The organism is Tsuneonella sp. HG094 (assembly GCF_053819285.1).
Genome location: NZ_JBSORA010000001.1, coordinates 2,873,741 through 2,888,563 on the forward strand (window position 1 = coordinate 2,873,741; position 14,823 = coordinate 2,888,563).

8 protein-coding genes, 1 tRNA gene and 2 pseudogenes are annotated in these 14,823 nt (G+C 62.0%); 8 read left to right on the forward strand and 3 right to left on the reverse strand.

Annotation, left to right across the window (positions count from 1 at the left end; translation table 11 throughout):
• The first annotated feature begins 78 nt into the window (after positions 1–78).
• From ACWPMX_RS14265 to ACWPMX_RS14285, 5 genes and pseudogenes are all read left to right on the forward strand, one after another.
• On the forward strand, positions 79–837 hold the full coding sequence (locus tag ACWPMX_RS14265) for an SIMPL domain-containing protein (RefSeq protein ID WP_455700658.1): 759 nt from the start codon (positions 79–81) through the stop codon (positions 835–837).
• 10 nt (positions 838–847) lie between these two features.
• Positions 848–1,699, forward strand: coding sequence for an N-carbamoylputrescine amidase (aguB, locus tag ACWPMX_RS14270; RefSeq protein ID WP_455700659.1), 852 nt, complete (start codon positions 848–850; stop codon positions 1,697–1,699).
• A gap of 13 nt (positions 1,700–1,712) precedes the next feature.
• Complete coding sequence (gene folK / locus ACWPMX_RS14275; RefSeq protein ID WP_455700660.1) at positions 1,713–2,204, forward strand: 2-amino-4-hydroxy-6-hydroxymethyldihydropteridine diphosphokinase; 492 nt, start codon at positions 1,713–1,715, stop codon at positions 2,202–2,204.
• A gap of 14 nt (positions 2,205–2,218) precedes the next feature.
• Positions 2,219–2,294: transfer RNA gene (locus ACWPMX_RS14280), tRNA-Lys, on the forward strand.
• Positions 2,295–2,889: 595 nt separating this feature from the next.
• Positions 2,890–3,321, forward strand: a pseudogene (locus ACWPMX_RS14285) (recombinase family protein); the annotation flags it as partial.
• A gap of 99 nt (positions 3,322–3,420) precedes the next feature.
• On the opposite strand, the pseudogene ACWPMX_RS14290 reads toward ACWPMX_RS14285, so the two are convergent.
• From ACWPMX_RS14290 to ACWPMX_RS14300, 3 genes and pseudogenes are all read right to left on the reverse strand, one after another.
• A pseudogene (locus tag ACWPMX_RS14290) lies at positions 3,421–3,645 on the reverse strand (DUF5985 family protein); the annotation flags it as partial.
• A complete protein-coding gene (locus ACWPMX_RS14295) occupies positions 3,645–3,923 on the reverse strand; it encodes a DUF5985 family protein (protein ID WP_455700661.1) in 279 nt (92 codons plus the stop codon). The gene ACWPMX_RS14295 and the pseudogene ACWPMX_RS14290, both read right to left, overlap by 1 nt.
• 2 nt (positions 3,924–3,925) lie before the next feature.
• Positions 3,926–4,297 carry a hypothetical protein gene (locus tag ACWPMX_RS14300; protein ID WP_455700662.1) on the reverse strand — a complete coding sequence of 124 codons (372 nt, stop codon included), beginning with the start codon at positions 4,295–4,297 and terminating at the stop codon, positions 3,926–3,928.
• 203 nt (positions 4,298–4,500) lie between these two features.
• Between ACWPMX_RS14300 and ACWPMX_RS14305 the strand changes: the two genes are divergently transcribed.
• The 3 genes from ACWPMX_RS14305 to ACWPMX_RS14315 all read left to right on the forward strand — a co-directional run bounded on the left by ACWPMX_RS14305 (position 4,501) and on the right by ACWPMX_RS14315 (position 14,818).
• Positions 4,501–9,300 (forward strand): HAMP domain-containing protein, encoded by a 4,800-nt coding sequence (locus tag ACWPMX_RS14305; RefSeq protein WP_455700663.1) that lies wholly within the window; start codon positions 4,501–4,503, stop codon positions 9,298–9,300.
• Positions 9,297–11,177 (forward strand): response regulator, encoded by a 1,881-nt coding sequence (locus tag ACWPMX_RS14310; protein ID WP_455700664.1) that lies wholly within the window; start codon positions 9,297–9,299, stop codon positions 11,175–11,177. Before ACWPMX_RS14305 ends, ACWPMX_RS14310 begins: the two co-directional genes overlap by 4 nt.
• A 176-nt stretch (positions 11,178–11,353) precedes the next feature.
• Positions 11,354–14,818, forward strand: coding sequence for a class I SAM-dependent DNA methyltransferase (locus tag ACWPMX_RS14315; RefSeq protein WP_455700665.1), 3,465 nt, complete (start codon positions 11,354–11,356; stop codon positions 14,816–14,818).
• Positions 14,819–14,823 lie beyond the last annotated feature (5 nt).

Genomic DNA, 14,823 nt, shown 5'->3' on the forward strand with positions numbered 1-14,823 from the left:
TCACTCCCGGTTCATTACGTGGCGAAAATAAGGCAGCTTCGATGGAAGGGCGCGGCTCTTCCGTTTGGGAGAGCTGCCATGAACCGCATTCGCCTGCTGACCGCCGCCGCCATGCCCTTCGTGGTGGCAGCGTGCGGATCGCATCCCGCGGATCCGCGCGGAATCGATCGTAGCGAGACGCTCCTTTCGGTCAGCGCTTCGGGCCATGCGGAAAGCCGCCCCGACAAGGCCGAATTCCAGGCTGGGATCGAGACCTGGGCCGGGTCCGCGCGCGAGGCGAGCGCGGCGAATGCGCGCAAGATCGCCGAGATCGTGAAGGCGCTGCAGGCGAGCGGGGTGGAGGAAAAGGACATCCAGACCCGCGCGGTCAGCGTTTCGCGCGTCGATTACGGTCCGCGCAAGGGCCAGTTCCAGGCGTCGAACATCGTCAGCGTCACGTTACGCAAGGCGGACCGCGTAAGCGAGGCAGTCACCGCCGTGACCGAAGCGGGTGCAAACGTCGTCTCGGGGCCGAACCTGTCGATGACCGATCCGGAAAAGGTCGCCAACCTCGCCTATGCCGATGCCTACAAGGCCGCACGCGCTCGTGCCGAGGCCTATGCGAAAGCGGCCGACATGGAGATTTCGCGCGTGATCTACATCCGCGATGCAGGCGGACAGCAGGGCCAGACATACCTGCGCGGGGCCGATGCGATGGCCGTGACCGAACAGGCGGCTTCCGCGCCGCCGCCGGTCGCACCCCCGCCGCCGGTCAATGCGGCACCGCCGCGCGTCATGCTCGGCACTACGGCGTCCGACGTGTTCATTCAGGTGGACTTCGCGCTGCGGGAGAAATAGTCCGCGCTGCATGGCAGAAGTCACCGTCGCCGCGCTCCAGCTAGACCTGTCGTCGAACGACGAGCAGGCCAACATCGCCGCCGTCTCCGCGCTCGTCGAAGAGGCAGTCGGCAAAGGCGCGCAAATCGTGCTGCCGCCCGAGCTGTTCTCCGGCCCCTACTTCTGCAAGGTCGAGGACGAGGCGCTGTTCGCGCTTGCCCGCCCGACCGCAGAGCATCCCTCGGTGAGGGCCATGCAGGCGCTCGCCGCGAGGCTGAATGTCGCGATCCCGACCAGTTTCTTCGAACGCGATGGGCATCATTATTACAATACGCTCGCCATGATCGATGCGGGCGGCGAAATCCTCGGCACCTATCGCAAGAGCCACATTCCCGATGGCCCGGGCTACGAGGAAAAGTACTATTTCCGCCCCGGCAACGACGGGTTCAAGGTGTGGGATGTGGCCGGCACGCGTATCGGCGTCGGGGTTTGCTGGGACCAATGGTATCCTGAAACCGCGCGGGTGATGGCGCTGATGGGCGCCGAGCTGCTGTTATATCCCACCGCCATCGGGTCCGAGCCCTATGACGCCGAGCTCGATACGAGCCGCATGTGGCGCCGCGCGATGCTGGGCCATGCGGTATCGAACTGCATGCCGGTGATCGCCGCCAACCGTATCGGCACCGAGGATGGCCAGCGCTTCTATGGCCACAGCTTCATCACCGACGAATGGGGCGACTTCCTCGCGGAATTCGGTGCGGCAGAGAGCGGGGTCCTTTGCGCCACGATTGATCTCGATCGCGCCGCGCGCCACCGCGCGGGGATGGGCTTTTTCCGCGATCGCCGCCCGCAGCTCTACGGACGCATCGCCGAGGATATCTGAGGGGCGCGTAGGGGTGAGCCAGCGATACCTCATCGCTTTGGGTTCGAACGTGCCCCACGCCCATTGGGGACGGCCGACGCTCGTCGTCGGGGCGGCACTCGAGAAACTTGGCGAAGCCGGTATCACCGTCGAGCGTGCGAGCCGCACCTTCACGACCAACCCGGTCGGCCCGTCGAACCGCCGCTACGCCAACGCCGCGGCGGTGATCGCGACCGGACTGACGCCACCGGATCTGCTCGACGTGCTTAAGGATATCGAGGCAGTCTTTGGCAGACGGCAGAGCGGACAGCGCTGGCGCGGCCGCGTGCTCGACCTCGATATCGTCCTGTGGACAGGCGGCTGCTGGAGCGATCCATCGCTCACCATCCCCCACCCTGCGTTCAGAACCCGCGCCTTCGTCCTCGCGCCCGCAAGCGAAGTCGCCCCCAAATGGCGCGATCCGATCACCGGCCTGACGATCCGCCAACTCGCGACCCGCTTGACCCGCCCGCAACCACTCGCCTAGGGCCACCCGTGGTCGGGCCCTTAGCTCAGTCGGTAGAGCAACTGACTTTTAATCAGTAGGTCGCTGGTTCGAACCCAGCAGGGCTCACCACTACTTAAGTCATTGATATTGAACGATTTTTGTTCTGCGAGGTTGCCGGAAATTACCTCGGACTTTCCGGGACTTTGCACGACCATGGCCGCACAAGGCGCTGATTCAGAGACGATTTGGCCTATTGAATTTGCGGGAATCTGCGCTGATTCTCTGAGTCTGAAAAAGCGTCCTACGAATGAGGTTGCGGCTTTTGCTATGCTGAAGTCGGCTTGAGTGCGGCGGCGTCCGATTTCGACCACTTTCTGCGGCAGATGAACCAGATCGGGAGTGACGGCTGGACGCTCGCTTGCGCCGTTTCCATACTGCTCCAAACCGACAGGAAGTCAAATGGGTGCGCCACTGACAGCACCAGGCTGAGGCTCACAAGCCCACAAACGCCAGGATGGTTCGCAGCATCCAGTAGCCCATCGGAACGACCAGAAGGAAGATCAGGAAAACGAACTCAAGTTCGACACTGCTGGGTCTGCGCATTAATTGCGTAAACCATATTGGTTGCGTGTAGGAAAATGAAATCACCAATAAGGATGGCGACAGGGCTCATACGCGTCCGCTGGCTTAGTGCGGTATGGTGACGTCTCCAAGGAGACTGGCCATGGATGAAGATCGCCTCACTTCGCTCAAGCGTTGCGCCATCTACACCCGCAAGAGTACCAACCACCATCTCGAGCGCGACATCAACTCTCTCACCACCCAGCGGGAGATTTGCTCAGCGTATATCAGCAGCCAGCAGTATCGCGGCTGGGTGCAGGTCCCTCAAGCCTATGACGATGGAGGGCACTCGGGAAGCGGTCTGGAGCGGCCAGCTTTGGCCCAGCTCATGCAGGACATCGAGGGCGGACGGATCGATGCTGTCATCGTTTACAAGGTCGACCGGCTGACCCGGAGCCTGCTCGATTTTGTGCGCCTCGTGGAGATCTTCGATCGTCGAGGTATCGCGCTCGTATCCATCTCTCAGGCGTTCGATACGTCCGATAGCATGGGCCGAATGATCCTCAACGTCCTCCTGACGTTCTCCCAATTCGAGCGCGAGCTGATCGCCGAACGGGTTCGTGACAGCATTCGCACACGCAAACGGCATGGGAAGATAGCGCCCTCGTTTCGTGTTCGACTGGACGATCGCCACGATGATCAAACTGAATGCCAGCAATCGGATCAAAAACAGGGAGCTGCGCTCCTCGACGGGAATATTCGTCAGTGCCAGCCACGTGTAATTGACCGCGAGCAGAAAAAAACTTGCTGAAAAGGTCAGGAACAAGCTCTGCCCTGTGCGCCGCCAGTAGGACAGGAAAAGCAGCGCGGCGACGGCGAATCCCATCACGATCGCGCCGGACAGGAACTGGTCGAGCATCACCGTTCGCGCTCCGCTTCCCAGATGAAGCCGAACAAAAGAACCGCGACCGCGACAAGCGTCAGGAGCAGGCGCGGGGTGCGGAACGACACCTCGGTCAGGACCAACTGATCGATTACTACGATCAGGTTCGAAAGGGCCAGGAACACGAAGCACACGGAGCTCCAAAGTAGGACCGGGGTCCGCGACGCTGCGTATCGGCGCACCAGCAGAACCGCGCAAAGTGCACTCGTCAGGAAACACAGCAGGTAGACGAGATCGGGCAGGGTGAGGGCCATGCTCAGTCCTTTCTCAAGCGGAATGCATCGGCAAAGGCGTCGAGTGCCGGGTTCTGCCGCGAAACAATCAATCGCCGGGTCCGTCCCGGAAAGCGCCCGTAGAAATCGCACGCCGCGCGGGCGAGATCGCCGATCGCTTCACTGCTCGGCTGGAACCGGATGCGACCTCCATCTTCGATCACCGCGATCCCTGCCGCGCTGAGCGCCGAGGAGCCCTGCAAGACCACAAGCTCGCTCGCGCGCATCCTCTCGACCAGATTTTTCGCCGTGATCGAGCCTGAAGGGTCCCCCAGCAACTCGCGAAGCAGCTCCAGGTCCCAGATCGAGGCGAAGCAGTCGCGAATGAAGTTTTCGATATCCCGGTCGGTTGCCATGCCGCCGCCTGCACTCCCCGTCTTGTTCTGATGGCCCGGCCTAGGGGTCTCGCGCGCCGTTGGCAAATTGCCTGGCCACGGAACTTTTCGGTGAGGAACGGATTTGTCCCTCGGGGCTATGTGCTTGCAAGAATGGCAGGCACTTCAGTTCGCAACAGACTCTCGCCGAATGGAGCGGCCGATCACTCCAGGGAGATTGGGACGTGGGGTCAGCGCAGGAAACCGATAACTGTGCGCATCTGCGCGAAAGCCTAATCGCCGCGCTCACGCGCTTGCGTGAAGGCGATTTCACCGTGCGCCTCGAACTCGATTCAGCCGACGCGCGGGATGCAGAAATTGCCGTCCTGTTCAATCAGGTCGTCGGTCTGAACGAGACCATCACCGACGAATTCAATCGCGTTGCGAAAGTCGTCGGCAAGGAAGGCGAGATCACCCAGCGTGCCACGGTAAAGGGCGCGGCGGGGGGCTGGCAGATGAAGCTCGATGCGGTGAACGAACTCGTCGACGACATGGTCCAGCCGACCACCGAGGTTGCCCGTGTCATTGGCGCGGTGGCCGAAGGCGACTTGTCGCAGCACATGTCGGTCGAGATCGACGGCCGCGGCCTCAAGGGCGAATTCCTTCGCATCGGCAAGGTGGTGAACACCATGGTCGACCAGCTCGGTTCGTTTGCCTCCGAAGTTACGCGCGTGGCGCGCGAGGTCGGTACCGAGGGAAAACTCGGCGGACAGGCGCGGGTGAAGGGCGTCGCCGGTACTTGGCGCGACCTTACAGAGAACGTGAACCTGATGGCCGAGAATCTTACAGGCCAGGTCCGCAACATCGCCGAAGTGACGACTGCCGTGGCTCGCGGAGACCTGTCCAAGAAAATCACTGTCGATGTGAAAGGCGAAATCCTTGAGCTGAAGGTAACCGTCAACACGATGGTCGATCAGCTTAATGCCTTTGCGAGCGAAGTTACACGCGTTGCTCGTGAAGTGGGCACCGAGGGCAAGCTGGGTGGTCAGGCGGAAGTGCCCGGCGTTGCGGGCACTTGGGCCGATCTGACCGACAACGTGAACCTCATGGCAGCCAACTTGACTGGCCAGGTGCGCAATATCGCAGAGGTGACCACTGCCGTGGCGCGCGGCGACTTGTCGAAGAAGATCACCGTGGAAGTGCGCGGTGAAATCGCCGAGCTGAAGAACACTATCAACACGATGGTCGACCAGCTCAATTCGTTCGCTTCCGAAGTGACCCGCGTGGCGCGCGAAGTCGGCACCGAAGGCCGCCTCGGCGGGCAAGCGCGCGTGGAAGGCGTGGGCGGCACGTGGAAGGACTTGACTGACAACGTGAACGAGTTGGCCGCGAACCTGACCGGCCAAGTGCGCAACATCGCTGAAGTGACCACGGCGGTGGCGCTGGGCGACCTCTCCAAGAAGATCACTGTCGATGTGAAGGGCGAGATCGCGGAGCTCAAGAACACCATCAATACCATGGTGGACCAGCTCAACTCGTTCGCCTCCGAAGTGACCCGCGTGGCGCGTGAAGTGGGTTCCGAGGGCAAGCTGGGCGGACAGGCCGAAGTGCCCGGCGTCGCGGGCACCTGGGCGGATCTCACGAACAATGTGAACGAGCTTGCCGCAAACCTGACCGGGCAAGTGCGCAACATCGCCGAAGTGACCACCGCGGTGGCGCGGGGCGATCTTTCCAAGAAGATAACCGTCGATGTAAAGGGCGAGATTCTCGAGCTCAAGGGCACCATCAACACGATGGTCGACCAGCTCAACTCGTTTGCCTCCGAAGTGACGCGTGTCGCCCGCGAAGTGGGCACCGAGGGTAAGCTCGGCGGCCAGGCGGCCGTGCCAGGCGTCGGCGGGACATGGAAGGACCTAACCGAGAACGTGAACCTGATGGCCGACAATTTGACCGGCCAGGTACGCAATATCGCCGAAGTGACGACCGCTGTGGCGCGCGGCGACTTGTCCAAGAAGATCACCGTGGACGTGAAAGGCGAGATTCTCGAACTCAAGAACACCGTCAACGTGATGGTCGACCAGCTCAACTCGTTCGCGTCCGAAGTGACCCGCGTGGCACGCGAGGTCGGGACCGAAGGCAAGCTGGGCGGTCAGGCGGAAGTGCCGGGCGTCGGTGGAACCTGGAAGGATCTCACGGACAATGTGAACCTGATGGCGACCAATCTGACCAACCAGGTGCGCGGCATCGCCGACGTCGTGACCGCGGTGGCGCAAGGCAACCTCAAGCGGAAGCTGACCGTAGACGCGAAGGGCGAGATCGCTGCACTCGCCGAGACGATCAACGGCATGATCGAGACTTTGTCCACCTTCGGTGATCAGGTCACCAACATGGCGCGCGAGGTGGGCGTCGAGGGCCGGCTTGGCGGACAGGCGCGCGTGCCGGGTGCTGCCGGCCTCTGGCGCGACCTCACGGACAACGTGAACCAGCTGGCAGCGAACCTCACCAATCAGGTCCGCTCGATCGCCGAGGTGGCGACTGCCGTGACCAAGGGCGACCTTACACGGTCCATCTCGGTAGAGGCATCGGGCGAGATGGCCTCACTCAAGGATACGATCAACGAGATGATCGTGAACCTGAAAGATCAGACTCTCAAGAACGCCGAGCAGGACTGGCTAAAGACCAACCTCGCCCGGTTCAGCCGCATGCTGCAGGGCGAGCGCGATCTGGCAACAATCTCAAATCTGATCATGAGCGAGCTCGCGCCGCTCGTGAATGCACAATACGGAGTTTTCTACGTCGCCAACGACACCGATGGGCCGAGCGGGTCGCTCGACCTTGTGGCCAGTTACGGCGCCGGCGATCCGGACAAGATGAAGCCGCGCTTTTCCTTGCGCGAAGGCCTGATCGGTCAGGCTGCAGCGGACAAGCGGCCGATGCGGCTCGACAACGTACCCGGCGACTATATCCGCATCGGCTCCGGCCTTGGCGAGGGCCGCCCGGCACACGTCAATATCCTCCCTGCCCTGTTTGAGGATGAGGTAAAGGCCGTCATCGAACTCGCGTCTTTCGAGGAGTTCAACGAGACCCACCACAGCTTCTTGACCCAGCTCATGGAGACCGTCGGCATCGTGCTGAACACGATTGCGGCGACCATGCGGACAGAGGAGTTGCTCAAGGAATCGCAGCTGCTTACGACCGAATTACAGACGCGCCAATCGGAACTGACGATCAAGCAGGAAGAACTGCACAACACCAACGAGGAGTTGCAGGAAAAGGCGCAGCTGCTCGAGAACGAGAAGAAGCAGGTCGAAGCGAAGAACTTCGAAATCGATATGGCACGCCGCGCGGTCGAGGAAAAGGCCGAGCAACTTGCGCTGACTTCCAAGTACAAGAGCGAATTTCTCGCCAACATGAGCCACGAATTACGCACGCCGCTCAATTCGCTGCTCATCCTGTCGAAGCTGCTCGCCGACAACCAGGGCGGAAACCTCAACGAGAAACAAACCGAATTCGCGCGCACGATCCACGGCGCTGGGACAGATCTGCTCAACCTCATCAACGACATTCTCGATCTGTCGAAGATCGAGTCCGGCACGGTGTCGATCGAACTCGGCGACATGCCGCTCGCGGCTCTGCAGCAGCACATGGAGCGTACTTTCCGCCAGTTGGCTTCGGAAAAGGGCTTGGCCTTCGATGTCAACTTCTCGGCCGAACTGCCGCAGTCAATCCACACCGATGAAAAGCGGCTGCAGCAGGTCGTGCTCAACCTCCTGTCAAATGCGTTCAAATTCACTGCGCACGGAAAGGTCGAACTCGATGTCGGGATCGCCGCGTCCGGATGGAACACTACCCACCCCGTCCTTCGAGACGTCACCGAAGCGCTGGCGATTTCCGTGAGTGACACCGGAATTGGTATTCCATCCGACAAGCAAAAGCTGATCTTCGAGGCCTTTCAGCAGGCCGACGGAACCACCAGCCGCAAGTATGGCGGCACCGGACTTGGTCTGTCGATCAGTCGCGAGATCGCCGGCCTGCTGGGCGGCGAACTCCAGGTCCGCTCGACACCCGGTGAAGGGTCTACGTTCACACTCTTCCTGCCCCTTCGCGCCGCCAGTGCGCCCGCCCTTTCGCATCCAGTGGCGAGCGATGCCGCGCCGATCCTTCCGGCGGCGGAACCGACCGACGACCGCGGCAACCTCGGTAAGGACGCCGTCGTGCTCATCGTGGAGGACGACCCAACCTTCGCGTCGATCCTCCTCGACATGGTCCACGAGGAAGGTCTCAAGGGCGTGATTTCGCCCACCGGCAGCGGAACGACCGCGCTCGCCCGCAAGATCAAGCCCGCCGCCATCACGCTCGACCTAGGCCTCAGCGACATGGACGGCTTCGTTCTTCTCGACTTGCTCCGTGGCGATGCCGAAACCGCGGCGATCCCAATCTACGTCATTTCTGGCGGCGAACTCGCCGAGGACGCGCGCAGCCTGGGCGCGACCGACGTGATCGAAAAGCCTGTCGAACGCGAGCGGCTGACCGAGCTCTTCAAGGGCGTGGCACAGCGCAAACCGCGCAAGGCTGTTTCGTCCAAGAACCGCAAGAAGACCGCAGCCCCGGCCAATGAGCTTGCCGGCAAGCAAATCCTCATCGTGGATGACGACATTCGCAACATCTATTCGCTGACCAGCGTGCTCGAAGCGCGAGGTGCGAGCGTCATGCATGCGGAGCGCGGTCAGGAGGCGATTGACCTGCTCGAAAGCCATCCAAGCATTGACGTCGCATTGGTCGACATCATGATGCCCGAAATGGACGGCTACGAAACGATGCGTCGTATCCGGGCTAAGCCGCGCATCGCCGAAATACCGTTGGTCGCGGTCACAGCCAAGGCCATGATCGGAGATCGTCAGAAATGCCTCGATGCCGGGGCCGACGACTATGTCGCCAAGCCGGTCGATGTCGACGTGCTGATGGCTCTGTTGCGGGTGACGTTCGAAAGGGCCGCGCTTGATCGACCAGATGGTCGCCGCGCAAAGAAAAAGGCGGCTGCGTGAACCAGGCCGTGATCAGCGACAGCCCTGCCAAAATCCTGATCGTCGACGATGACGATCGAAACTTGCTTGCCCTCTCCGAAGTCCTCGCGCCGATTGCCGAAGTCGTATGCACAAGCTCCGGCCGCGACGCACTACGGCAATTGCTGCGCGAAGAATTCGCCGTCATCCTTCTGGACGTCTTCATGCCCGATCTCGACGGGTATGAGACCGCCGCGCTGATCCGCCAGCGAGAGCAGACGGCGGGCACGCCGATTATCTTCTTGTCCGCCGTCAACAAGGAAACCGAGCACCTGATGCGCGGCTACGAAATGGGCGCGGTCGATTATGTGTTCAAACCCGTCGACCCGGTTGTCATTAAATCGAAGGTCGCGGTGTTCGTCGACTTGTTTCGCACCCGGCGCCAGCTCGAGACCAGCGAGAAGCGGCAAGCCTCAATCCTGCGTGCGCTGCCCATGGCGATTTACGAGATCACCGACCGCAACGGTGAAATGTTCCGCCAGTTTCGCGGTGGCGACTTGGCCCATTTTCTCGGCGATGAAGCGGAGTCTGTGCTCAGAGGCGACCGCGAGTGGCAGGAATGGGTCCACCCGGACGACCGCCTGCGTCTTTCACAGGATGCCGAGCGCGGGAGCGATAGTGTTGTAGTCGAATATCGCTGGATCGGCCCTCAAGGATCACGCCACCATATCCTCGACCAGCGAGTTCGAACCGGCAGCGGCGCTGCGAGCGGTTGGGCTGGGTCGCTGCTCGACATCACCGAGCGCAAGGAGTTGGAGGCCCGGCTGGTCCACGCCGGAAAGCTCGACGCGCTGGGCCAGCTCACCGGCGGCGTCGCCCACGATTTCAACAACCTCCTCGCCGCCATGATCGGCGGGATCAGCATCCTCGAACGAAGACTGGAACTGGGTGAACGCGAGCAACTCGTGGTCGACCAGATGCGGCACGCGGCAACGCAAGGAACCGAGCTGGTCCGGCGAATGATGGCCTTCGCCCGCCAACAGGAATTGACCCCCAGCAGTATCGACCCGGCGAGCCTGTGCGATTCGGTGGCCGGGCTCGTGAATCATACACTAGGCGGCAAGGTCGAGGTTGTATGGGACTGCCCCGACGCGGGGCACAACCTGTTTGTCGATCGCGGACAACTGGAACTGGCGGTGATGAACCTCATCATCAATGCGCGCGATGCGATGCCCGATGGCGGCACGATCCACGTCTCGATTTCCGAGAGAAAGTCTACTGATCCCGACAAACCGATGCTGAGCATCGTCGTCGCGGACACCGGGTCGGGCATCCCAGACGACATCCTTGCCAAGGTCATCGAGCCGTTTTTCACCACCAAGGAGGCGGGCAAGGGCACTGGTCTCGGATTATCGATGGTGTCGGGCTTCGCGCACCAGTCCGGCGGAGACATTCGCATAGACAGCAAGGTCGGCAAAGGCACTCGGATCGAGCTCACCCTGCCGGCGACGCGGTCCGAAGCAAGCGAAGGAAACCCGGTTCGTGTCTCTGACGAAGACTTCGACTGGATCAAGGGGAAGGCATTCCTCCTGATCGATGACGACGATGCGGTCCGGGTCGTGCTCGGCGAGCAGTTACGCGATGCGGGGGGAACCGTGCGCGATTTCGCCAGCGGCAATGCGGCGATTGCCGGCGTTGAGCGGGATCGGGAATCTGTCGATTTCGTGCTCAGCGACTTCGCGATGCCCGGCCTCGACGGGATCAAGACATTGCAAAAGATCGGCGAACTCATTCCCAACGCTCGGCGAGTTCTGATGACAGGAAATGCCGACGATCCGCGTCTTACTATCAGAAAGGACATACCCGTCCTCCGCAAGCCGCTGAGCTTGCAGCAGTTAACGGAAATCATGACCGGGTAAGGAGCCGAACGTATCTCCACCCTAGCGACTGGCCGAAAGGCTGATTTGCTCCCTGAACCGTCCAAAAGCTGACAGTCCGCTTACGGCCCAGTTCCAGCCACGAGGTCCTGCGCCCAGTAGCGTCGCGACGGCCTTTTCTTTTCCAATGCTTGCCGCAATGTGCTCATGGAGGGCACGTGAACGCTGACGAATTCATTGCGAAGTGGCGGGCCTCGGGCGGCAATGAGCGCGCCAATACACAACTGTTCATCACCGATCTGTGCCGACTGCTCGACGTAGATCAGCCTCAGCCGACGCAAAGCGAGATGGCCCAGAACGATTACGTGTTCGAGCGCCACGTGGTGAAGGCGGAAATCGACGGCGCGACCTCAAACGGCTGGATCGACCTCTACAAGCGCGATTGCTTCATCCTAGAAGCCAAGCAGGGTAGCGCCGCCGACATTGCCGCCGTCGAGGGCGGACAAGGCAACAGCTTGCGCGACTTGTTCGGCCAGACCGCCGCGGAACGCTTCAAACGCGGCATGGCCAAGCGCGGCACCGAGCAATGGACCGGGGCGATGCTGCGGGCCGCCGGGCAGGCCGACGGTTATGCCCGCGCCCTGCCCGAAGGGCACGGCTGGCCGCCGTTCCTTTTGGTCAGCGACATCGGCTACTGCATCGACGTCTATGCCAACTTCGCCCGTGATGGCCGGCCCTACGCCCCCTTCCCGGACCGGCGCCGGTTCCGCATCACGCTGGAGGACCTACGCGACGAAGAGGTGCGCAAGCGGCTGGCGGCCATTTGGACCACTCCGATGTCGCTCGACCCTTCGGCCGAAGCGGCGCGCGTCACCCGCGAAGTGGCGGACCACCTCGCCTTGCTGGCGAAGGATATCGAGGCGCGCGAGCAGAACCCCGACCGGGTCGCCGCCTTCCTCATGCGTTTGCTGTTCACGATGTTCGCCGAGGACACGGGCCTCATCCCGAAGAAGAGCTTCAGCGCTCTGCTGACTAAAGTGCGCGACCGGCCGGAGAACCTGCCGCCCCAGCTGACCGATCTCTGGAAGGCCATGGACAAGGGGCGCTTTACCGGCGCGCTCGGCGAAGCGGGAGAGACGGTGCGGCGGTTCAACGGCTACCTGTTCAAGGACACCACCGCGATCGCGCTGACTACCGGCGAGATCGACGTGCTGGTCGAGGCCGCCAAGGCCGACTGGCGCCAGGTCGAGCCGGCGATCTTCGGCACCCTGCTGGAACGTGCGCTCAATCCGAAAGAGCGGGCTAAGCTCGGCGCGCACTACACCCCACGAGCCTATGTCGAGCGGCTGGTCGGACCTACCATCATGGAGCCGCTGCGCGAGGACTGGCTCGGGGCGCGCACCGCGGCGATGGAAGCAGCCGAGGCGGGTGACCGCGAGAAGGCGCGGTTTCTGATCGAGACGTTCCACGGCAAGCTGGCGCAAACCAGGGTGCTCGATCCCGCGTGCGGGACTGGCAACTTCCTCTACGTGGCGATGGCGCGGATGAAGGAGCTCGAAGGCGAAGTGCTCGAGCTGCTCGAGGAACTTGGCGACGAGCGTTACCTCGCCGAGTTGTCTGGCCATACGATCACCCCGGAAAACTTCCTCGGCATCGAGATAAACCCGCGCGCAGCGGAGATCGCCCAGCTGGTACTTTGGATCGGCTATCTGCAGTGGCACTTCCGGGTGAACGGGGAAAAGCGGATGCCCGAACCGCCTGTGCTACGCGACGTGAAGACGATCGAGTGCCGGGATGCTTTGATCGAATGGGACAAGCGCGAGCTGGTGCGCGACGACCATGGCCTGCCGGTGACGCGTTGGGACGGTGAGACGACGAAGATGCATCCTGTGACCGGCAAAGGTGTGCCCGACGACACGGCGCGGGTGGAGGTGTGGCGCTACGTCAACCCGAAGGCTGCGAAGTGGCCGAATGCGGATTACATTGTGGGAAATCCACCGTTCATCGGAAACAAGCGGATGCGAGACCGCTTGGGTGACGGGTATTTAGACGCGCTGTTTCGGGTCTCGTCTATCCCAGAGTCCGCAGACTTCGTTATGTATTGGTGGGACAAGGCCGCTCATAGTGTCCGCAAGCACCGAACCAGAGCATTTGGTCTCATCACAACCAGTTCCCTGCATCAGACCTTCAATCGACAAATCCTAACCACCCATTTGAATGCGAGCGATCCACTGTCGCTTTCCTTCGCAATCCCTGATCATCCTTGGGTCGATGAAAAAGGCTCCGCGGCCGTTCGAGTAGCCCTGACAGTCGGCCGAGCAGGATCGGAAGCGGGCCGGTTGCTCAAGGTGCTTCCCGGAACTTGGCTTGTCGGGTCAGAGGAGTTTCAAGGAGCTCACGGCGTAATTGCCGCGAACCTGAGCGTCGGGCCGCCGCTCACTGAGACAACGCCGCTCAAGAGCAACCGTCGCCTGGCATCGCTTGGTGCGACACTGGTCGGACAAGGCTTCTTGCTTGAGCCCGGGGAGGCAAGTGACCTCTTAGCCCATGAGCCAGCCGCCCGGTCGGTCCTCCGCCCTTATCTTAGTGGGCGCGACGTCGCGGGTGGGGATAGGGGACGGTTCGTTCTAGACACTTTTGAGTGGGCCGAGGCGAACCTACGGGAACAGCTTCCGCGCGTTTACGACAGGTTGCATACCACGGTCCGACCCACCCGATTGGAAAACAAGCGCCAAAGCTATCGAGATAAGTGGTGGATTCACGCGGAGCCTCGACCGGAAATCCGCAAGGCGCTCCGAGGACTCGAACGCTTCATCGCGACGGTCAGGACCGCCAAGCACCGGACCTTCATTTTCGTCCCGGCGGAGACGCTTCCAGAAGCAAGAATCGTCGCAATTGCATTAGAAGACGCATTCTGGCTGGGTATCCTTTCCAGTCGAGTTCATGCGGTATGGGCGATCGCTTGGGGTGCGCGTCAAGGCGTAGGCAACGACCTCAATTATAATGTCGGAGAATGCTTTGACCCATTCCCCTTCTGCGAAGAACCGGACGAACCCCTCAAGTCCCGCATCCGCGACGCCGCCGAGAAGCTCGACGCCCTGCGCAAGGAGGTGCTCGCCTGTCACAAAGATCTGACGCTGACCAAGCTCTACAACACGCTCGAAGCGCTGCGCGCGGCTGAGGCGGCGGGAACGGTTTTGGAGGACAAGGAGCGTGACGTGGCAGAGCGCGGCTGCGTCTCGGTGATCCGGCAGTATCATGACGAAATCGATGCCGCCGTGGCCGAGGCCTACGGCTGGCCGGTCGAACTGAGCGACGAGGAAATCCTCGAACGGCTGGTTGCGCTGAACAAGGAGCGGGCGGCGGAGGAAGCCAAGGGCCAGATGCGCTGGCTGCGGCCCGAGTTCCAGGCGCCTGACTATGTCGCGCCGGCCGAGCAGGCAAAGCTAGCGCTGCCCGAAGCCGAACGGCCGAGCGCCGAGGTGCTCGAATGGCCGGGCGCGCTGCCCGAGCAAGTCGTCGCGGTCGCCTCGGTGGTGGCGCGGTCCTGCAGGCCCGTAGCGGCAAACGATGTGGCGCGCGCGTTCAGGGGCAAGCGCGCCGCAACGGTGACGCCGGTGCTCGACGCGCTTGCCAGCATGGGCCGCGTGCGCAAGCTGGAGGACGGCCGATACGCTGCGTGAGCGGT